Genomic DNA, 22,940 nt, shown 5'->3' with positions numbered 1-22,940 from the left:
GACTGTCGACGCCCTGCGCCCCGGAACCGCATTCCACGAGGGGTTGGCATCCTGATGTCGAACGAGGCGAAACTGCGCGAGTACCTCAAGCGCGCGATCGCGGATCTCCACGAGACCCGGCAGCAGCTGGGCGAAACGGAGCGGAAGCAGCGCGAGCCCATCGCGATCGTCTCCATGGCCTGCCGCTTCCCCGGCGGCGTCCGCTCGCCGGAAGAGCTGTGGGAGCTGCTCCGGGGCGGCGTCGACGCCGTCTCCACCCTCCCCGGCAACCGCGGCTGGGACCTCGACGGGCTCTACCACCCCGACCCGGAACACCAGGGCACCAGCTACACCCGCGAGGGCGGATTCCTCTACGACGCGGGCGAGTTCGACCCCGGGTTCTTCGGGATATCGCCGCGCGAGGCCCTCGCCATGGACCCGCAGCAGCGACTGCTCCTGGAAACCGCGTGGGAAGCCCTCGAACGGGCCGGAATCGACCCGGAGTCCCTCGCGGGCAGCCGCACCGGCGTGTTCGTCGGCACCGGCTACGCCGGGTACGACACGGCCGGCCGCCGGCGGTCGGACGAGGTCGGCGGCCACCTGATGACCGGCAACTTCATCAGCATCGCCTCCGGCCGCATCGCGTACACCTTCGGCCTCGAAGGCCCCGCCCTGACCGTCGACACGGCCTGCTCCTCGTCGCTGGTCGCCCTGCACCTGGCGGCACAGGCGCTGCGGCGGGACGAGTGCTCCCTCGCCCTGGTGGGCGGCGCGACCGTGCTGTCCACTCCGCAGCTGTTCGTGGACTTCTCCCGCCAGCGTGGCCTGGCCCCCGACGGCCGCTGCAAGCCCTTCGCGGCCGCCGCCGACGGCACGGCCTGGGGCGAGGGCGCCGGACTGCTGCTGGTCGAGCGGCTCTCCGACGCGGTGCGCAACGGCCACCCCGTGCTCGCAGTGCTGAGGGGCTCGTCCGTCAACCAGGACGGCGCGTCCAACGGCCTCACCGCCCCCAACGGCCCCTCCCAGCAGCGCGTCATCCGCCAGGCGCTGGCCGACGCCGGGCTCGCCGCCGGCGACGTCGACGCCGTCGAGGCGCACGGAACGGGCACGGCGCTGGGCGACCCCATCGAGGCCCACGCCCTGCTCGCCACGTACGGACAGCGCCCCGCCGACCGGCCCGTACTGATCGGCTCCATGAAGTCCAACATCGGCCACACCCAGTGGGCCGCCGGTGTGGCCGGCGTCATGAAGATGGTCCTGGCCATGCGGCACGGAGAGCTGCCCGCGACCCTGCACCTCGACGAGCCCACCCCCCACGTCGACTGGAGCGGAGGCAGCGCCCGGCTCCTCGCCGCGCCCGAACCCTGGCCCGCGACCGGCCGGGAGCGCCGCGCGGCCGTCTCCTCCTTCGGCATCAGCGGCACCAACGCCCACGTCGTCCTGGAACAGGCACCGCCGCGCGAGGCCGGGCCGGGACCTCAGCCTGCCGCCGCCCGGACCGGCGCGCTGCCCTGGATCCTGTCCGCCCGGACCGGCGAGGCCCTGCGGGCCCAGGCGGCGCGGCTCGCCCGCCACGTCCGCGCCCACGCCGGCCTCGGACCGGCCGACGTCGCCCACTCCCTCACGGCCACCAGGCCCCTCATGGAGCACCGCGCCGCCGTCGTCGCCGACGACCGGGACGCGTTCCTCACCGGCCTGGACGCCCTGGCGGAAGGCCGCACCGCGGCCGGCCTCGTGACCGGCGTCGCCGCGAAGGCGACCACCGCCTTCCTCTTCGCCGGGCAGGGCTCCCAGCGCCCGGGCACGGGACGCGAGCTGTACGGCGCCCACCCGGAGTTCGCCAAGGCCTTCGACGCGGTGTGCGCCGAGCTCGACCCGCACCTGGACCGGCCCGTCCGCGACGTCCTCTTCGCCGAGGACGGCACGGACGAAGCCGCCCTGCTCGACCGGACCGCCTACACTCAGGCGGCGCTCTTCGCCCTGGAGACCGCCCTCTTCCGGCTCGTCGAATCCTGGGGCGTGACACCGCGGTTCGTCGCCGGCCACTCCATCGGCGAGCTCACCGCCGCCCACGTGGCCGGAGTCCTCTCCCTCCGGGACGCCGCACGGCTGGTCGCGGCGCGCGGCACCCTGATGCAGGCGCTGCCCGAAGGCGGCGCCATGGTGGCCGTCGAGGCCACCGAGGAGGAGATCCGCGCTTCCCTCGCCGGCCACGAGGACCGCGCCTCCCTCGCGGCGGTCAACGGGCCCGCCTCCACGGTCGTCTCGGGCGACGAGGACGCCGTGTTGCGGATCGCCGCCCACTGGGAGGCGCAGGGCCGCCGCACCAAGCGGCTCCGGGTCAGCCACGCCTTCCACTCGCCGCACATGGACGGCATGCTGGAGGAATTCCGGCGCGTCGCCGAGGACCTGGAGTTCCACGCCCCCCGCATCCCCGTGGTCTCCACGGTGACCGGAGCGCTCGCCGGTGACGAGGAACTGTGCTCGCCCGCGTACTGGGTCCGGCAGGTCCGGGAAGCCGTCCGCTTCCACACCGCCGTACGCACCCTGGAGACCGAGGGCGTCACCAGCTTCGTGGAGATCGGCCCCGGCGGTGTGCTCACGCCGATGGTCGAGGACTCCCTGACCACCCTCGAACAGCCTCTTGTCCTCAGCCTCCTGCGCACGGGCCGCCCCGAAGAGCAGGCCCTCGCCGAGGGCGTCGCCACCGCCTCCGTCCACGGCACCCGCGTCGACTGGTCCGCCTGGCTCGGCACGCTCGGCGCCGACCGCGTCGCGCTGCCGACCTACGCCTTCCAGCGCGCGTGGTACTGGCTGGACGCCGACACCGCGGCCGGCGAGAGCCCGGCCGGCGAAGCGGGCGACGCCGGGTTCTGGGAAGCCGTCGAACGCGAGGACCTCGAAGGGCTGTCGGCCGTCCTGTCCGTCGACGGGAACGAGGCCGACTCCCTCGGCAGCATCCTCCCCACGCTCTCGGCGTGGCGCCGGCTGCGCAGGACGCAGGCCGAGGCGGACAGGTGGAGCTACTGGGTGCAGTGGACACCCCTCGCCGCCCCGGCCGGCCCCCCGGTCACCGGGACCTGGCTCGTCGCCCTGCCCGACGCCGCCACCGGCGACCCCTGGGCCACCCGGCTCCTCGACACCCTGCGCGACCAGGGCCTGCGCACCGAACTCCTCGTCCTGTCCGGCACCGGCGCCGTCGAACTGCCGGACGGGACGTTCGACGGAGTGCTCTCCCTGCTCGCCCTCGACGAACGCCCGCACCCGGACTTCCCGTCGGTGCCGCGCGGCCTGACCGCCACCACCGGCCTGGTGCGCGCCCTGGAGACGTCCGGCGTCCGGGCCCCGCTGTGGTGCGTCACCCGCGGAGCCGTCGCCGTGGACGAGCGGGACGCGCTCACCAGCCCCCTGCAGGCCCAGGTGTGGGGCCTCGGGCGCGTGGCCGCACTGGAATCCCCGCAGAGCTGGGGCGGGCTCGTCGACCTCCCCGCGAACGTGGACGGCCGGGTCGTCTCCGGGCTCCTCGGGGCCCTTGCCGGAGACGAGGACCAGCTCGCGATCCGGCCGGCCGGAGCCTTCGCCCGCCGCCTGGGGCGGATCACGCCCGGCGGCGACACCGGAGCCCGGTGGACCGCACACGGCACGGTCCTGGTCACCGGCGGCACCGGCGCGCTCGGCGCCCACGTCGCGCACTGGCTGGCGGACGCCGGAGCCGAGCACCTGGTGCTCACCGGCCGCCGGGGCCTCGGCGCCCCCGGCGCACCGGAGCTCGCGACCGCACTCGCCGACCGGGGCACCCGCGTCACCGTCGCCGCCTGCGACGCCGCCGACCGCGACGCCCTGGCCGCCGTCCTCGCGGACATCCCCGAAGACCTGCCCCTGACCGGTGTCGTGCACGCCGCCGGCGTGCTGGACGACGGCGTGCTGGAGTCCCTCACCCCCGAACGCTTCGAGACCGTCCTGCGCCCGAAGGCCACCGCCGCACTGCACCTGCACGAACTCACGCTGGACCTCGGCCTGGACATGTTCGTCCTGTTCTCCTCGGTCGCCGGCGTCCTGGGCAACCGGGGCCAGGCCAACTACGCCGCCGCCAACGCCTTCCTCGACGCCCTCGCCGAACAGCGCCGCAGCGAGGGACTGCCCGCCACCTCGGTCGCCTGGGGCCCCTGGACCGGCTCCGGCATGGCCACGGACGGCGAGGCCGCCGCCCGCCTCAGCCGCGACGGACTGCTCCCCATGACCGCGGCCCCCGCACTCGCCGCCCTCCGGCAGGCCCTCGCCCAAGGCGCGGCGAACGTGACCGTGGCCGACGTGGACTGGGCCGCGTACGCCCCCGCCCTGACCGCCGTCCGCCCCAGCCCCCTCCTCGCCGGCCTCCCCGAGGCGCGCCACGCCCTCTCCGGCGGCGACCGGCCGCGCGAGGAGCGCTCCGCGCTGCGCGACCGGATCGGCGCACTGCCGGCCGCCGAGCGGGAGCGCGCCCTGCTGCAGCTGGTTTGGGAGGAGGCCGCGAAGACCCTCGGACACGCCTCGACGGCCGCCGTCGACACCCAGCGCCCCTTCCGCGAGCTGGGATTCGACTCGGTGATGGCGGTCGACCTGCGCAACCGCCTGTCCGCCGCGGCAGGCCTCCGGCTCCCCGCCACCCTGCTGTTCGACCACCCCACCCCCACCGCGGTCGCCGTCTACCTGCGCACCGAAGTCCTGGGCACGGCCGGGACCGGGGCCGCCGTGGAACGGGCGGCCGCCGTCCTCGACGAACCCGTGGCGATCGTGGGCATGGCCTGCCGCTTCCCGGGCGGGATCAGCTCGCCGGAGGAGCTCTGGCAACTGCTGGACGAGGGCCGGGACGCCATCGCCCCCTTCCCCGGCGACCGGGGCTGGGACCTCGACGGGCTCTACCACCCCGACCCCGGCCACCAAGGGACGAGCTACGCCCGCGGCGGCGGCTTCCTCGACGACGTGGCCGGCTTCGACGCGGACTTCTTCGGCATCTCGCCGCGCGAAGCCCTCGCCATGGACCCGCAGCAGCGGCTGCTCCTGGAGACCGCCTGGGAGGCCCTCGAACGCGCCGGCATCGACCCGGAGTCCCTGCGGGGCAGCAGCACCGGCGTCTTCGCGGGCACCAACGCCCAGGACTACCGCACGGTCCTGGACGCGGCCCGGGACGAGGTCGCCGGACACGCGCTCACCGGCAACGCGCTCAGCGTGGTCTCCGGCCGCGTGTCGTACGCCTTCGGCTTCGAGGGCCCGGCGGTCACGGTCGACACGGCCTGCTCCTCGTCGCTGGTGGCGCTCCACATGGCGGTGCAGTCGCTGCGGTCGGGCGAGTGCTCGCTGGCGCTCGCCGGCGGCGTGACGGTGATGGCGAGCCCGTCCTCCTTCGTGGAGTTCGCCCGCCAGCGCGGCCTGGCCCCCGACGGCCGCTGCAAGCCGTTCGCGGCGGCCGCCGACGGCACCGGCTGGAGCGAAGGCGTAGGACTGCTGCTCGTGGAGCGGCTCTCCGACGCCCGCCGCAACGGCCACCGGGTGCTCGCGGTCGTCCGCGGCTCGGCCGTCAACCAGGACGGCGCCTCCAACGGCCTGTCTGCGCCCAACGGCCCGTCCCAGCAGCGCGTCATCCGGCAGGCCCTCGCCAACGCCGGCCTGGCCGCGTCCGACGTCGACGCCGTCGAGGCGCACGGCACCGGCACGAAGCTGGGCGACCCCATCGAGGCCCAGGCGCTGCTCGCCACGTACGGTCAGGACCGGACCGAGGGCCGGCCGCTGCTGCTGGGCTCGGTGAAGTCCAACCTCGGACACACGCAAGCCGCCGCCGGTGCGGCCGGTGTGATGAAGATGGTCCTGGCGATGCGGCACGGCGTCCTGCCCGAGAGCCTGCACGTGGACGAGCCCACCTCGCACGTCGACTGGACCACGGGCGCCGTCGCACTCCTCATCGGGCGGACCGAGTGGCCCGGCACGGGCCGCCCGAGGCGCGCCGCCGTCTCGGCCTTCGGGATCAGCGGCACCAACGCGCACGTGGTACTTGAGCAGGCCGAGGACGAGCCCGCGGACACCGAGGTCCTCGCTGTCGCCCCGGAGATCCAGGCCCCCGTGCCTTTGCTGCTGTCCGCCAGGAACGACAGCGCCCTGAAGGCCCAGGCGGCCCGTCTCCTGACCCACCTCCGCCGCGCCCCCGCACCACGGCTCACGGACAGCGCGTACACGCTGGCGACGCGCACGGCCTTCGCCCACCGCGCGGCCGTCGTGGCCGACGGCCACGACACAGCGGTACGCGCCCTCGCCGCCCTGGCCGCGGGCGAAGCCGACCCCGCCCTGGCCACCGGCGCCGCGCAGGAGGGCAAGGACGCCATCCTGTTCTCGGGTCAGGGGTCGCAGCGGCTGGGGATGGGCCGGGAGCTGTACGGCCGGTTCCCGGTGTTCGCGGAGGCTTTCGACGCGGTGTGTGCGGGGCTGGACGAGCACCTGGACCGTCCGTTGCGGGCTGTGGTCTGGGGCGATGACGAGGAAGTGCTGAACCGGACGGCGTATGCGCAGGCGGCGCTGTTCGCGGTCGAGGTGGCGTTGTTCCGGTTGGTGGAGTCGTGGGGTGTGCGGCCTGACTTCGTCGCCGGGCATTCGGTGGGTGAGATCGCTGCCGCGCATGTGGCGGGTGTGTTCTCGCTGGCGGATGCGTGCGCGTTGGTGGCGGCGCGGGGGCGGCTGATGCAGGCGCTGCCCGCAGGCGGCGCGATGGCGGCGATCCGGGCGAGGGAGAAGGAGGTGTTGCCGTACCTGACCGGGGAGGTTGCGATCGCGGCGGTCAACGGGCCCTCGTCGGTGGTGGTGTCCGGCGCCGAGGTAGCGATAGAGGCGATCCGCTCCCGCTTCGAAGGGGAGGGCAGGAAGACCAGTCGGCTGCGCGTGTCGCACGCGTTCCACTCGCCGCTCATGGAGCCGATGCTGGACGAGTTCCGCGCGGTCGCGGAGGGCCTCGCCTACGGCGCACCGGAGCTCACCGTGGTCTCGAACGTGACCGGCGCCCCGGCCACGGCGGAGGAACTGCGCAGCCCCGCGTACTGGGTCACCCACGTCCGCGAAGCGGTGCGCTTCGCGGACGGCATACGCGCCCTGCACGCCGAGGGCGTGACGCGCTTCCTGGAGCTCGGGCCCGACGGCACGCTCTCGGCCATGGCCCGCGAGTCGCTCCCGGACGAAACGGTCCTCGTCCCCTCCCTGCGCAAGGACCGTGCGGAGGAGGCGACGCTCCTCGCCGCCCTCGGGCACCTGCACGTCCACGGCACGGACACCGACTGGGCGGCGTTCTTCACCGGCACGGACGCGCGCGTCGCCGACGGCCTTCCCACGTACGCCTTCCAGCACGAGAGGTTCTGGCCCACCCCCGGCCGCACGGACACCGGGGCCATAGGCGCCGCCGGCCTCGAAGCGGCCGGGCACCCGCTGCTCAGCACCGCCGTGGAACTGCCCGACGGCGACGGCCTGCTGTTCACGACGCGCCTGTCCCTCCAGTCCCATCCCTGGCTGGCCGACCACAGGATCAAGGGGTCGGTCCTGCTGCCGGGCACGGCCTTCGTCGAACTCGCCGTCCGCGCCGCCGACGAGGCGGGCTGCGACCGGATCGACGAGCTGACCCTGGCCGCCCCGCTGGTCGTGCCCGAACACGGCGGCGTCCAGGTGCAGCTGCGCGTCGGACCCGCCGACGAGTCCGGCAGGCGCGCCCTCGGCGCCCGCTCCCGTCCGGAGGGCGACGGCGACCGCCCGTGGGTCCGGCACGCCACCGGAGTCCTCGCCACGGGCGACCCGGCCCCGGACCCCGGCCACGACTTCCACGCCGGGCCCTGGCCGCCCGCCGGTGCCGAAGCCGTGGACGTGACCGGCCTCTACCAGGACTTCGCCGACGGCGGGTTCGACTACGGGCCGCACTTCCGGGGCCTGCGGGCGGCGTGGCGGCGTGGCGACGAGGTGTTCGCCGAGGCCGTCCTGCCCGAGGTCGCCGAGGCGGACGCCCCCGCGTACGGCCTGCACCCGGCGCTGCTCGACGCGGCCCTGCACGTCTGCGCCTTCAACGGCGTGGACCAGGGCGTCGTGCCCTTCTCCTGGGAGGGCGTCTCGCTCCACGCGTCCGGCGCCTCGGCCGTACGGGTCCGCGTCGTCCGGCACGGCGTGGACACGGTGTCCGTCGAGGTCGCGGACGCCGAAGGCGGGCCGGTCGCCTCCGTCGAGTCCCTGACCGTACGAGCCGTCTCGGCGGGCCGGCCGGACGGCGGCGCGGGTCTCGTAGGGCGCGACGCGCTGTTCCAGGTCGCGTGGAACCCCGTACGGCTGCCCCCGGCCGGTGCCGCAGCCACCGTGGCCGTGCTCGGCTCCCTCACGGGCTCGGCGTTCGAAAGCCATGCGGACCTGACGTCCCTGGCCGGCTCCGGCCGGGTGCCGCAAGCGGTCCTGGCCCCGGTGACGCCCGGCCCGGATGACACCGTGGAGTCCGTGCATGCCGCGGTGGCGTGGGCGTTGGGGCTGGTGCAGTCGTGGCTGGTGGATGAGCGGTTTGCGGCTGCGCGGCTGGTGTTCGTGACGCGGGGTGCGGTGTCGGGTGAGGATCTTGCCGGTGCTGCGGTGCGGGGTCTGGTGCGGTCGGCGCAGTCGGAGAACCCGGGCCGCTTCGGCCTCGTGGACTTGGACGCGGAGGCCGACACGGCTGTCCTGCCGCGCGCTCTGGCCTCGGACGAACCTCAGCTGCTGGTGCAGGGCACCGGTGTGCTGGCGGCCCGGCTGGCCAGGATCCGGGCACAGGACCCGCAGACTCCTGAGTGGGACCGCTCCGGCACGGTCCTGATCACCGGTGGTACGGGTGGTCTCGGTCGAGTGGCGGCTCGTCATCTGGTGGCGGAGCACGGCGTACGGAGCCTGCTGCTGGTCAGCCGCAGGGGTCCGGCTGCCGAGGGCGCTGAGGAGCTGGTGTTGGAGCTGGCGCGGCAGGGGGTCGAAGCCGTCGTCGAAGCCTGCGACGTAACGGACAGGGCTGCCGTGGCGGACCTTGTGGCCCGGCACTCTGTCACTGCTGTCGTGCACACCGCGGGTGTGCTGGACGACGGGGTGGTCGGTTCGCTGACTCCGGAGCGGCTGGCCGCAGTCCTGCGGCCGAAGGTGGATGCGGCGTGGAACCTGCACGAGGCCACCAAGGACCGGGACCTCGGCGCCTTCGTCGTCTTCTCCTCCGTCGCGGGCACCTTGGGCAGCTCCGGGCAGGCCAATTACGCGGCCGGTAACGCCTTCCTGGACGCATTGGCCCACCACCGCCGGGCGCAGGGCCTTCCGGCCGTGTCGCTCGCATGGGGCCCGTGGTCGCAAGAGAGCGGTATGACGGGCACCCTGTCGGACGCCGACCTGCAGCGGATCGCCCGCGCGGGCATGCCCGAACTCACCCCCGCCGAAGGGGTGGCGCTCTTCGACGCCGCACTGGCCGCCGACACCGCACACGTACTCCCCGTACGCTTCGACCTCGCCGTCCTGCGCGGGCAGGAGGACATCCCCCCGCTCCTGCGCGGACTCGTCCGGTCCCGCGCCCGCCGCTCCGCGGTCGCCGGCTCGGCCGCGGCGGCCGGCCTCGTGGGACGCCTGTCCCCACTGGGCGCCGTCGAACGGCGCGACGTGCTCCTGGACGTGGTGCGCGCCCAGGTCGCCGTGGTCCTGGGCCACGCGAGCCCGCAGACGGTCGACCCCACCCGGGCCTTCCAGGAGCTCGGCTTCGACTCCCTGACGGCGGTCGAGCTCCGCAACCGGATCAACAACGCGACGGGACTGCGGCTTTCGCCGACCGCCGTCTTCGACTACCCGACGGCGGACGCACTGGTGGGGTTCCTGCTGGACGAACTGTTCGGCAGGCGGGAAGAAGAGGCGGCGGACGGACCGCCCCCGGTGCGGCCGCCCGCGGCCGCCGACGACCCCGTGGTGATCGTCGGCATGAGCTGCCGCTATCCGGGCGGCGTGACCTCGCCGGAGGACCTGTGGCGGCTGGTGTCGGACGGTGTGGACGCCGTCTCCGGCTTCCCCACGGACCGCGGCTGGGACGTGGAGTCGCTCTACAGCCCCGACCCTGACGCCGTCGGCACCTCCTACACCCGCTCCGGCGGATTCCTCCACGGGGCAGGGGACTTCGACCCCGAGTTCTTCGGGATGAGTCCCCGGGAGGCGCTGGCGACGGACTCGCAGCAGCGGTTGTTGCTGGAGACGACGTGGGAGGCGCTGGAGCGGGCAGGCATCGACCCCGCCGGGCTGCGCGGAAGCCGTACGGGTGTCTTCGCCGGCGTCATGTACAACGACTACAGCGAGATCCTGGTCGGCGACCAGTTCGAGGGATACCGCGGCAACGGCAGCGCGGGCAGCATCGCCTCCGGCCGCGTCGCGTACACCTTCGGCTTCGAGGGTCCGGCCGTCACCGTCGACACGGCGTGCTCCTCGTCGCTGGTGGCACTGCACTGGGCGGCCCAGTCGCTGCGCTCCGGTGAGTGCTCGCTGGCGCTGGCGGGCGGTGTGACGGTGATGTCGACGCCGACGACGTTCGTGGAGTTCTCGCGGCAGCGGGGGCTGTCGGCGGACGGCCGCTGCAAGGCGTTCTCTGATGCGGCCGACGGGGTCGGCTGGGGTGAGGGCGTCGGCATGTTGGTGCTGGAGCGGCTGTCGGACGCGCGCCGGAACGGGCATCAGGTGCTGGCGGTGGTGCGGGGCAGCGCGGTGAATCAGGACGGCGCCTCGAACGGTCTGACGGCTCCGAACGGGCCGTCGCAGCAGCGGGTGATCCGCCAGGCGCTGGCGAACGCCGGGCTGTCGGCGGCGGACGTGGACGCGGTGGAAGCGCACGGTACGGGTACGACACTGGGCGATCCGATCGAGGCCCAGGCACTGCTCGCCACGTACGGCCAGGACCGGCCGGAGGACCGCCCGCTGCTGCTCGGCTCGGTGAAGTCGAACATCGGCCACGCACAGGCCGCCTCGGGCGTCGCCGGTGTGATCAAGATGGTGATGGCGATGCGGCATGGTGAGCTGCCGAAGACGCTGCATGTCGATGCGCCGTCGTCGCACGTGGACTGGTCGGCCGGCGCCGTCGAGCTCCTCACCGAACCGGCCGAGTGGCCGGAGGCCGGGCGCCGCCGCGCGGGCGTCTCCTCCTTCGGCGTCAGCGGCACGAACGCGCACGTCATCCTGGAACAGCCCGGGCCGGCGGAAGCGTCGGAACCGGTGGAAGACGTACCGGCGGCCGAGGCCGGTGTGCTGCCCCTGGTGCTCGCGGGCAGGAGTGAGGAAGCACTGCGCGCCCAGGCGGCACGCCTGCTGTCCTTCGTCGCCGCCCACGACGAGCTGCCCGCACGGGACATCGGCTACTCGCTGGCTGTGGGCCGGTCGCGCTTCACCCGTCGCGCGGTGGTGTGGGGCGAGGACCGGAGCGAGGTGATGCTCGCCCTGTCGACGGTCGCGGTCGGTGAGGACGGTCCGGGTGTGGTCGTGGGCGGGGTGAGCGCCGGGAAGTCGGCGTTCCTGTTCTCGGGTCAGGGTTCGCAGCGATTGGGGATGGGGCGGGAGTTGTACGGCCGGTTCCCGGTGTTCGCGGAGGCTTTCGACGCGGTGTGCGCGGGGCTGGACGAGCACGTGGACCGTCCTCTGCGGGGCGTGGTCTGGGGTGAGGACGCCGACCTGCTGCATCAGACCGCGTACGCGCAGCCGGCGCTCTTCGCGGTCGAGGTGGCGTTGTTCCGGTTGGTGGAGTCGTGGGGTGTGCGGCCGGACTTCGTCGCAGGGCACTCCATCGGTGAGGTCGCTGCCGCGCACGTGGCGGGTGTGTTCTCGCTGGGCGACGCGTGTGCGCTGGTGGCGGCCCGGGGCCGGCTGATGCAGGCCCTGCCCGCGGACGGCGCGATGGTGGCGATCGAGGCGGCGGAAGCCGAGGTGGTGCCACTGCTGACAGAGGGCGTCGCGATCGCAGCGGTGAACGGGCCCTCGTCGGTGGTGGTCTCCGGCGAGGAGAACGCTGTTGAGGCGGTCCGGGCGCACTTCGAAGCCGAGGGACGCAGGGCCGGCAGGCTGCGCGTGTCGCACGCTTTCCACTCGCCGTTGATGGAGCCGATGCTGGACGAGTTCCGGACGGTGGTGGCGGGGCTGTCGTTCGGGGAGCCGGCGCTGCCGGTGGTGTCGAACGTGACGGGCCTGCTCGCCGAGCCCGGGCAACTGTCCTCGGCCGACTACTGGGTGCGTCACGTGCGCGAGGCCGTACGGTTCGCGGACGGCGTGCGGACGCTGAGCGCGGAGGGCGTGACGCGGTTCCTGGAGCTCGGCCCGGACGGCGTCCTGTCGGCCATGGCCCGGGAGTCGGCGGCGGAAGACGCCGTGCTCGCGCCCGTGCTGCGCAAGGACAGGCCCGAGGACACGACGGCTCTGGACGCCTTGGCCCTGATGTACGTCCACGGCCTCCCGGTCGACTGGACGGCCTTCTTCGCCGGTACGGGTGCCCGGTGGGCGGAGCTGCCGACGTATGCGTTCCAGCACGAGCGGTTCTGGCCTTCGGGTGGGGCGATGCGTGCGGGTGACGTGCGGTTTGCCGGTCTGGGTTCGGCGGGGCATCCGTTGCTGGGTGCGGCGGTGGAGCTGGCGGGTTCGGGTGGTCTGCTGTTCACGGGCCGGCTGTCGACGTCGTCGCATCCGTGGCTTGCGGACCATGTGGTGATGGGCTCCGCCCTGGTGCCGGGAACGGCACTGGTCGAGCTTGCCCTGCGCGCCGCCGATGAGGTGGGCTGCGATGTGCTGGAAGAGCTGACGCTGGCAGCGCCGCTGGTGCTGCCGGCTTCGGGTGCCGGCGTGCAGGTGCAGGTGTGGGTCGGCGAGCCGGACGATGCAGACCGGAGGGCCGTCGCGGTGCACTCACGCGAGGGCGAGGAGCCGTGGACGCTGCACGCCGCCGGCTCACTGTCGAGCAGCGCCCGACCGCCGGCGTTCGACGTCACGGAATGGCCTCCCGCAGGTGCCGAGCCCGTTGACGTGGCGGGCTGCTACGAGCAGTTCGCGGACTCCGGGTTCTTTTACGGACCGGCCTTCCAGGGCCTGGAGGCCGTGTGGAGGCTCGGCGACGAGGTATTCGCCGAGGTCCGGCTTCCCGAGGGCGTCGACGGCAGTGCGTACGGTCTGCACCCGGCCCTCTTCGACGCCGCACTCCACGCGTCGGCGTTCGGCGGGGGAGACGACGAGGGCCGCGTCCCGTTCTCCTGGACCGGTGTCTCCCTCCACGCCTCCGGTGCCTCGCGGCTTCGCGTCCGTATCCGCCGCGCCGAGAGTGGAATGGCGATCGCGATGGCCGATCCGGCCGGTGCGCCGGTCGCCTCCGTGGAGTCGCTGACCCTGCGGCCGGTCTCCGCCGACCGGCTGCGGACGGGCGGCGGCCGGGACTCCCTCTTCATGCTCGACTGGGTACCCGTCCCCCTCACGGACGAACGCGTCGAGTCCGGCACCGGTCCGGCCGGTCAACCGATCCGGGTGTACACGGACCTGGGGTCCCTCACCGAAGCCGACGTCCCCGGGACCGTACTGGTCGGACATGCCGCTCGTACCGCCGGGACCGTGGAATCCGTGCACGCTGCGGCTGCCTGGGCGTTGGGGCTGGTGCAGTCGTGGCTGGCCGACGAGCGGTTTGCGGAGTCGCGTCTGGTGTTCGTGACCCGGGGTGCGGTGTCGGGCGAGGATCTCGCCGGTGCTGCCGTGTGGGGCCTGGTGCGTTCGGCGCAGTCGGAGAGCCCCGGCCGTTTCGTCCTGGTGGATCTGGAAGGTGACGCCGATGCGGCCGTGCTGCCGCAGGTGATTGCGACGGACGAACCCCAGCTCCTGGTCCGTGGCGATCAGGTCCTTGCGGCCCGGCTGGCCCGGGCTCGGGCACAGGCACCGACTGCGCCCGCCTGGGATTCCTCCGGCACGGTCCTGATCACCGGTGGTACGGGTGGTCTGGGCCGTGTGGTGGCCCGTCATCTGGTGGTGGAGCACGGCGTGCGCAGTCTGCTGCTGGTCAGCCGCAGCGGTCCGGCTGCTGCGGGCGCCGAGGAGCTCGTTTCCGAGCTGGCGTGGCAGGGGGCGGACGTCGTCGTCGAGGCGTGCGATGTGGCCGACGGGGCTGCTGTGGCGGACTTGGTGGCCCGGCATCCGGTCACTGCCGTCGTGCACACCGCGGGCGTTCTGGACGACGGCGTGGTCGGTTCGCTGACCCCGGAGCGGCTGGCTGCCGTCCTGCGGCCGAAGGTCGATGCGGCGTGGAACCTGCACGAGGCCACCAGGGAATCGGAGCTGGCCGCCTTCATCGTCTTCTCGTCCGTCGCGGGCATCTTCGGCGGCGCGGGCCAGGCCAACTACGCGGCCGGTAACGCCTTCCTGGACGCCCTGGCCCACCATCGCCGGGCGCAAGGGCTCCCCGCCACGTCGCTCGCGTGGGGTCCCTGGTCCCAGGAGAGCGGCATGACCGGCACCCTGTCGGACGCCGACCTCCAGCGGATCGCCCGCTCGGGGATGCCGCCCCTGACCGCTGAGGAAGGTGTCAACCTCTTCGACGCCGCCCTGGCCACCAACGAGCCGGCCATGCTCCCCGCCCGCCTGGACCTCGCCGTCCTGCGCGCGCAGGAGGAGCTCCTGCCCCTGTTGCGCGGCCTGGTCCGTACGGCGGGACGCCGCGCGGCAGCGGCCGGCACGGCCGCGGCGCCCGGTCTCGTGCAGCGCCTGACCGGCCTGTCCGGGGACGAGCGGCGCGCGGTACTGCTGGACCTGGTCCGCGAGCGGATCGCGGCGGTCCTCGGACACGCCCGCCCGGAGACGGTCGATCCGGCGAAGGCGTTCCAGGACCTCGGCTTCGACTCCCTCACCGCGATCGAACTCCGCAACGCCCTGGGCAAGGCCACCGGTCTGCGACTGCCGGCGACGGCCGTGTTCGACTACCCGACGGCCGACGCCCTGACGGGCCACATCCTCGCCGAACTGTCTGAACTTTCCGAACTCTCCGAACTCTCCGGTCTCTCCGGTCTCTCCGGCACGGAAGCGGAAGTGTCGCTCCCGGTAGCGGTCCTCCCGCCCCTGGCGGACGACCCGGTCGTCATCGTCGGCATGAGCTGCCGCTACCCGGGCGGCGTGGCCTCGCCCGAGGACCTGTGGCGGCTGGTGTCGGACGGCGTGGACGCCGTCTCCGGCTTCCCGGCCGACCGCGGCTGGGAGATCGAGGACACCTACGACCCCGACCACGAGGGCGCCGTCGCCACCCGCTCCGGCGGCTTCCTGCACGACGCGGCGGAATTCGACCCCGAGTTCTTCGGGATGAGCCCACGGGAGGCCCTGACCACCGACGCCCAGCAGCGGCTGCTCCTGGAAACCACCTGGGAGGCCCTCGAACGCGCCGGCATCGACCCGGCCGCGCTGCGCGGCAGCCGTACGGGCGTCTTCGCGGGCGTGATGTACCACGACTACTCCCAGCTCCTCGCCGGGCGAGAGTTCGAGGGATACCAGGGCAGCGGCAGCGCGGGCAGTGTGGCCTCGGGCCGCGTGTCGTACACCTTCGGCTTCGAAGGGCCGGCCGTCACGGTGGACACGGCGTGCTCGTCGTCGCTGGTGGCGCTGCACCTCGCCGCGCAGTCGCTGCGCTCCGGCGAGTGCTCGCTCGCACTTGCGGGCGGTGTGACGGTGATGGCGACCCCGCTGACGTTCGTGGAGTTCTCGCGACAGGGCGGACTGTCGGCGGACGGGCGCTGCAAGGCGTTCGCCGATGCGGCTGACGGCGTGGGCTGGGCCGAAGGCGCCGGCATTCTGGCGCTGGAGCGCTTGTCGGACGCGCGCCGCAACGGCCACCGGGTCCTGGCGACGGTACGCGGCAGCGCCGTGAACCAGGACGGCGCCTCGAACGGTCTCACAGCTCCGAACGGCCCGTCGCAGCAGCGCGTCATCCGCCAGGCGCTGGCGAGCGCCGGGCTGTCGGCCGCGGACGTGGACGCGGTGGAAGCGCATGGCACGGGCACCACACTGGGTGACCCGATCGAGGCCCAGGCGCTGCTCGCGACCTACGGCCAGGGCAGGCCGGAGGACCGTCCGCTGCTCCTCGGCACGGTGAAGTCGAACATCGGCCACGCGCAGGCCGCCGCCGGTGTCGCCGGTGTGATCAAGATGGTGATGGCGATGCGCCACGGCGTGCTGCCGAAGACGCTGCACGTCGATGCGCCGTCGTCGCACGTGGACTGGTCGGCAGGCGCGGTCGAGCTGCTGACCGAACAGACTGCCTGGCCTGACGGTGACGGTCCCCGGCGCGCGGGCGTCTCCTCGTTCGGGATCAGCGGCACGAACGCGCACGTGATCCTGGAACAGCCCGACCCCGCGGATCCCGCGCCGGAACCGGCAGGGAAAGCGGCGGAGGACGTGGACGACGAAGGCCTCGTACCGTTCGTGGTGTCCGGCAGGTCCCCGGCCGCGCTGCGGGCCCAGGCGGCACGACTGGCGTCCCACCTCGGCAGCGACCCCGCGCCGCGGCTCCTGGACGTCGCGTACTCGCTGGCGACGAGCCGCTCGGGCTTCCACCACCGCGCGGTGATGCTCGCCGCCGACCGCGACGGCCTGCTGCGCTCCCTGACCGCGCTGGCCGACGGCCGGAGCGAGGCGGGCGTCGTGGCGCAAGGCGAGACCCGCACGGGCAAGCGCGCCTTCCTGTTCTCGGGCCAGGGGTCGCAGCGGCTGGGGATGGGCCGGGAGCTGTACGCCCTGTACCCCGTGTTCGCGGAGGCGTTCGACGCGGTGTGCGCGGGGCTGGACGAGCACCTCGACCGCTCTCTGCGGGCCGTGGTCTGGGGTGACGACGCCGACCTGCTGAACCGGACCGCGTACGCGCAGCCGGCGCTGTTCGCGGTCGAGGTGGCGTTGTTCCGGCTGGTGGAGTCGTGGGGTGTGCGGCCGGATTACGTGGCCGGGCACTCGGTCGGTGAGATCGCTGCCGCGCACGTGGCGGGTGTGTTCTCGCTGGCGGACGCGTGCGCGCTCGTGGCGGCGCGGGGGCGGCTGATGCAGGCGCTGCCCGCCGGCGGCGCGATGGCCGCGGTCCAGGCGGCGGAAACCGAGGTGCTGCCGCTGCTGACGGAGGGCGTCGCGATCGCGGCGGTGAACGGTCCGTCGTCAGTGGTGGTCTCCGGAGAGGAGAACGCGGTCGAGGCGATCCGCTCCCACTTCGAAGGGGAGGGCAGGAAGACCAGTCGGCTGCGCGTGTCGCACGCGTTCCACTCGCCGCTGATGGAGCCGATGCTGGACGACTTCCGCGCGGTCGCCGAGCGCGTGACGTACGGAGCGCCCGGCATCCCGCTCGTCTCGAACGTCACCGGCGAGCCCGCGACCGCCGACCAACTGGGCTCGGCGGAGTACTGGGTCCGCCATGTCCGCGAAGCCGTACGGTTCGCCGACGGCGTGCGCGCACTGGGAGCCCAGGGCGTGACCACGTTCCTGGAGCTCGGCCCCGACGGCGCCCTCTCCGCCCTCGCCGCGGAGTCCGCGCCGGAGGGAGCCGTCGTCACCCCCGTACTGCGCAAGGACCGCGCCGAGGACCAGGCGCTGCTCACGGCACTGGCCCGGATGCACGTCCAAGGCGTACCGGTCGACTGGGAAGAGGTGTTCGCCGACACCGGCGCCCACCAGGTGGACCTGCCCACGTACGCCTTCCAGCGCTCGCGGTACTGGCCCGCGGCGACCGGGGCCCGCGCCGGCGACGTGCGGTTCGCGGGTCTGGGTTCGGCGGGGCATCCGTTGCTGGGTGCGGCGGTGGAGCTGGCGGGCTCGGGTGGTCTGCTGTTCACGGGTCGGCTGTCGGTGTCGTCGTATCCGTGGTTGGCGGATCATGCGGTGCTGGGGTCTGTGCTGGTGCCGGGTACGGCGCTGGTGGAGCTGGTGCTGCGGGCGGCGGACGAGGTGGGCTGCGATGTGATGGAGGAGCTGACGCTGGCGGCGCCGTTGGTGCTGCCGGCGACGGGTGCGGGTGTGCAGGTGCAGGTGTGGGTTGGCGAGCCGGACGATGCCGGTCGCCGTTCGGTGGCGGTGCACGGGCGTGAGGGCGAGGAGCCGTGGACGCTGCACGCGAGCGGTGTGGTGACCACGGGCGCGGAACCGCCGGCGTTCGACACGTCGGTGTGGCCCCCGGCCGGCGCTGACCCCGTCGATGTGGCGGGCTGCTACGAGCGGTTCGCGGACACCGGGCTCGCGTACGGTCCGGCGTTCCAGGGCCTCCGGGCAGCCTGGAAGACCGGCGAGGACATCTACGCCGAGGTGCGGCTGCCGGAAGGAACCGACGGCGCCGCCTACGGTCTTCACCCGGCCCTCTTCGACGCGGCGCTGCACGCGTCGACGGCGGCCGGCGCAGGCGCCGAAGGCGCCGTCCCCTTCTCATGGAGCGGCGTGTCCTTGCACGCCTCGGGCGCCTCGCAGGTCCGCGTCCGGATCCGTAACGCCGATGGCGTCGCTTCGATCGCGATCGTGGACCCGGCCGGAGCTCCGGTCGCCTCGGTGGACTCGCTCGTCGTCCGTCCGATCTCCGCCGATCAGTTGCGGACCGGCGGGCGGGACTCCCTCTTCGCGCTCGATTGGGTGCCGGTGCGGCTCTCGGACGAGCGTGTCGGGCTGGGCACCGGTGCGGACGGAGAACCGTTCCAGGCCTATGCGGACGTGGACTCTCTGGCTGAAGCCGGCGTCACCGAGGCCGTGCTGGTTGCCCGGGCCGCGGAGTCTGCCGACACCGTGGAGTCCGTGCATGCCGCGGCGGCGTGGGCGTTGGGGCTGGTGCAGTCGTGGCTGGTGGATGAGCGGTTTGCGGCTGCGCGTCTGGTGTTCGTGACGCGGGGTGCGGTGTCGGGTGAGGATCTCGCGGGTGCTGCGGTGTGGGGTCTGGTGCGGTCGGCGCAGTCGGAGAGTCCGGGCCGTTTCGTCCTGGTGGATCTGGAAGGTGACGCCGATGCGGCCGTGCTGCCGCAGGTGATTGCGACGGACGAGCCCCAGCTCCTGGTCCGTGGCGATCAGGTTCTCGCGGCCCGGCTGGTCCGGGTCCGGGCGCAGGCACCGACTACGCCGTCCTGGGGCTCCTCCGGCACGGTCCTGATCACCGGTGGTACGGGTGGTCTCGGCCGTGTGGTGGCTCGTCATCTGGTGGCGGAGCACGGCGTACGGAGTCTGCTGCTGGTCAGCCGCAGGGGTCCGGCTGCCGAGGGTGCTGAGGAGCTGGTGTCGGAGCTGGCGCGGCAGGGGGCCGAAGCCGTCGTCGAAGCGTGTGATGTGACCGACGGTGCGGCTGTGGCGGACCTTGTGGCCCGGCACTCCGTCACTGCCGTCGTGCACACCGCGGGTGTCCTCGACGACGGTGTGATCGGGTCTCTGACTCCGGAGCGGCTGGCCGCGGTCCTGCGGCCGAAGGTGGATGCGGCGTGGAACCTGCACGAGGCCACGAAGGACCGGGACCTCGACGCGTTCGTCGTCTTCTCCTCTGTGGCAGGTGTCTTCGGCAGCGCGGGCCAGGCCAACTACGCCGCCGGCAATGCCTTCCTGGACGCCTTGGCGCACCATCGCCGGGCGCAGGGCCTCCCGGCCGTGTCGCTCGCGTGGGGCCCGTGGTCCCAGGACAGCGGCATGACCGGCACACTCACCGAGGCCGACCTCGCGCGGATGGCCCGCTCCGGAATGCCCCCGCTCTCCGCGGAAGACGGCGTGGCGCTCTTCGACGCCGCACTCGGCGCCACCGAGCCGGCCGTACTCCCCGTCCGCCTGGACCTCGCCGCCCTCCGCGCGCAGGGCGAACTCCTGCCCCTCCTGCACGGCCTGATGCGTACGCGTACGCGGCGCTCGGCAGGGCTGTCCGCTTCATCCGGTCTCGTGCAGCGCCTCGCAGGCCTGTCCGGGGACGAGCGGCGTACGACACTGCTGGACCTGGTGCGGGAGCGGATCGCGGCGGTCCTCGGACATGCCGGAGCCGCGGACGTCGACGCCTCCCTGGCCTTCCGGGACCTCGGCTTCGATTCCTTGACCGCTGTCGAGTTGCGCAACCGGATCAACGACGCGACAGGGTTGCGGCTTTCGGCGACCGCCGTCTTCGACTACCCGACGGCGGGCACGCTGGTCGGACACTTGCTGGACGAGTTGTTCGGAGCGGAGGAGGCCGGGGCCGGTGCGGTGCCGCCGGGGGCCGCGGCCGTGGCCGACGACCCGGTGGTGATCGTCGGCATGAGCTGCCGCTACCCGGGCGGCGTGGCCTCGCCCGAGGACCTGTGGCGGCTGGTGTCGGACGGCGTGGACGCGGTGACGGACTTCCCGGCCGACCGCGGCTGGGACGTGGAGTCCGTCTACCACCCCGACCCCGAACACACGGGTACGAGCTATACCCGTGCGGGTGGGTTCCTGACGGAGGCGGCGGACTTCGACCCGGCGTTTTTCGGGATGAGTCCCCGGGAGGCGCTGGCGACGGACTCGCAGCAGCGGCTGCTGCTGGAGACGACGTGGGAGGCGCTGGAGCGGGCGGGCATCGACCCGGCCGCGCTGCGGGGCAGCCGTACGGGTGTCTTCGCCGGCGTCATGTACAACGACTACGCCGACCTCCTCTCCGGGCCGGAGTTCGAGGGCTACGGCAGCGGCAGTGCGGGCAGTGTGGCCTCGGGCCGGGTGTCGTACACGTTCGGCTTCGAGGGCCCGGCGGTGACGGTGGACACGGCGTGCTCGTCGTCGCTGGTGGCGCTGCACCTTGCCGCGCAGTCGCTGCGCTCCGGCGAGTGCTCGCTGGCGTTGGCGGGCGGTGTCACGGTGATGTCGACGCCGACGACGTTCGTGGAGTTCTCGCGCCAGCGGGGGCTGTCGGCGGACGGCCGCTGCAAGGCCTTCGCCGATGCGGCCGACGGGGTCGGCTGGGGCGAGGGCGTCGGCGTGCTCGTCCTGGAGCGGTTGTCCGAAGCGCGCAAGAACGGTCACCACGTCCTGGCGGTGGTGCGGGGCAGCGCGGTGAATCAGGACGGCGCCTCGAACGGCCTGACGGCTCCGAACGGTCCGTCGCAGCAGCGGGTGATCCGCCAGGCCCTGGCGAACGCGGGCATCTCCCCGCATCAGGTCGCCGCGGTGGAGGCGCACGGTACGGGCACGACGCTGGGCGATCCGATCGAGGCCCAGGCGCTGCTGGCCACGTACGGGCAGGACCGGCCGGAGGGCCGTCCGCTGCTGCTGGGATCCGTCAAATCGAACATCGGCCACGCGCAGGCCGCCGCCGGTGTGGCTGGTGTGATCAAGATGGTGATGGCGATGCGGCATGGTGAGCTGCCGCGGACTCTGCATGTCGATGCGCCGTCGTCGCACGTGGATTGGTCGGTCGGCGCGGTCGAGCTGCTGACCGAACAGACTGCTTGGCCCGAGGGTGATGGTCCCCGGCGTGCGGGTGTCTCCTCGTTCGGGATCAGCGGCACGAACGCGCACGTGATCCTGGAACAGCCGGACCTCGCGCCGGAACCGGCCGGGAAGGCGGCGGAGGACGTGGACGACGAAGGCCTCGTACCGCTCGTGGTCTCTGGCAGGTCCCCTGCCGCGCTGCGGGCCCAGGCGGCCAGGCTGCTGTCCCGCATCGAGGACGGGAGCGGACCGAGGCCCATGGATGTGGCGTACTCGCTGGCCACGAGCCGGTCGGGCTTCCAGCACCGTGGGGTGGTGTGGGGTGCGGACCGGGACGCCCTGGCGCGGGCCCTGTCGGAGCTGGCGGCGGGTGAAGCAGGCCCGGACGTGGTCACAGGGTCGGTTCGCTCCGGGAAGTCGGCGTTCCTGTTCTCCGGTCAGGGGTCGCAGCGGCTGGGGATGGGCCGGGAGCTGTACGGTCGGTTCCCGGTGTTCGCGGAGGCGTTCGACGCGGTGTGCGCGGGGCTGGACGAGCACCTGGAGCGCCCGCTGTGGGAGGTGGTCTGGGGTGACGACGCCGACCTGCTGAACCGGACCGCGTACGCGCAGCCGGCGCTCTTCGCGGTCGAGGTGGCGTTGTTCCGGCTGGTGGAGTCGTGGGGTGTGCGGCCTGACTTCGTCGCCGGGCATTCGGTGGGTGAGATTGCCGCCGCGCATGTGGCGGGTGTGTTCTCGCTGGCGGACGCGTGCGCGTTGGTGGCGGCGCGGGGGCGGCTGATGCAGGCGCTGCCCGCAGGCGGTGCGATGGCGGCGATCCGGGCCACCGAGGAGGAGGTGCTGCCGCACCTGACCGAGGACGTCGCGATCGCGGCGGTCAACGGGCCGTCGTCGGTCGTCGTCTCCGGCGCCGAGGAGGCCGTCGAGGCGATCCGCTCCCGCTTCGAGGGCGAGGGCAGGAAGACCAGTCGGCTGCGGGTGTCGCACGCGTTCCACTCGCCGCTGATGGACCCGATGCTGCACGAGTTCCGCGCGGTGGTGGCGAAGCTGTCGTTCGGTGCGCCGACGGTGCCGGTCGTGTCCAACCTCACGGGCCGGCTCGCCGAGCCCGGGCAGCTCGCCTCCGCCGACTACTGGGTCAGCCACGTGCGTGAGGCGGTGCGCTTCGCGGACGGGGTGCGGGTCCTGCACGCGGAGGGCGTGACGCGGTTCCTGGAGCTCGGCCCGGACGGCGTCCTGTCGGCCATGGCCCAGGAGTCACTGCCCGAAGAGGCCGTCCTCGTTCCCGCCCTGCGCCGGAACCGGGACGAAGAGACGGCGGTGATGGCAGCCCTGGCGCAGCTGTACGTCCACGGCCTTCCGGTCGACTGGGCGGCCTTTTACGCCGGTACGGGCGCCCAGCTAGTGGATTTGCCGACGTATGCGTTCCAGCACGAGCGGTTCTGGCCTTCGGGTGGGGCGATGCGTGCGGGTGACGTGCGGTTTGCCGGTCTGGGTTCGGCGGGGCATCCGTTGCTGGGTGCGGCGGTGGAGCTGGCGGGTTCGGGTGGTCTGCTGTTCACGGGCCGGCT

Annotated in this window: 1 protein-coding gene; it reads left to right on the top strand. The window is 73.4% G+C overall.

The annotated features are described in order from the left end of the window. Positions 1–54: 54 nt before the first annotated feature. A partial coding sequence (locus B7P34_RS23055) for a type I polyketide synthase (RefSeq protein ID WP_106679381.1) occupies positions 55–22,940 on the top strand: 22,886 nt, incomplete at its 3' end.

Source organism: Streptosporangium nondiastaticum, from assembly GCF_003011965.1.
GTDB classification, from domain to species: domain Bacteria; phylum Actinomycetota; class Actinomycetes; order Streptomycetales; family Streptomycetaceae; genus Streptomyces; species Streptomyces nondiastaticus.
Note: the sequence above shows the minus strand (reverse complement) of the source record. Positions and strands in the feature narration are given on the sequence as shown.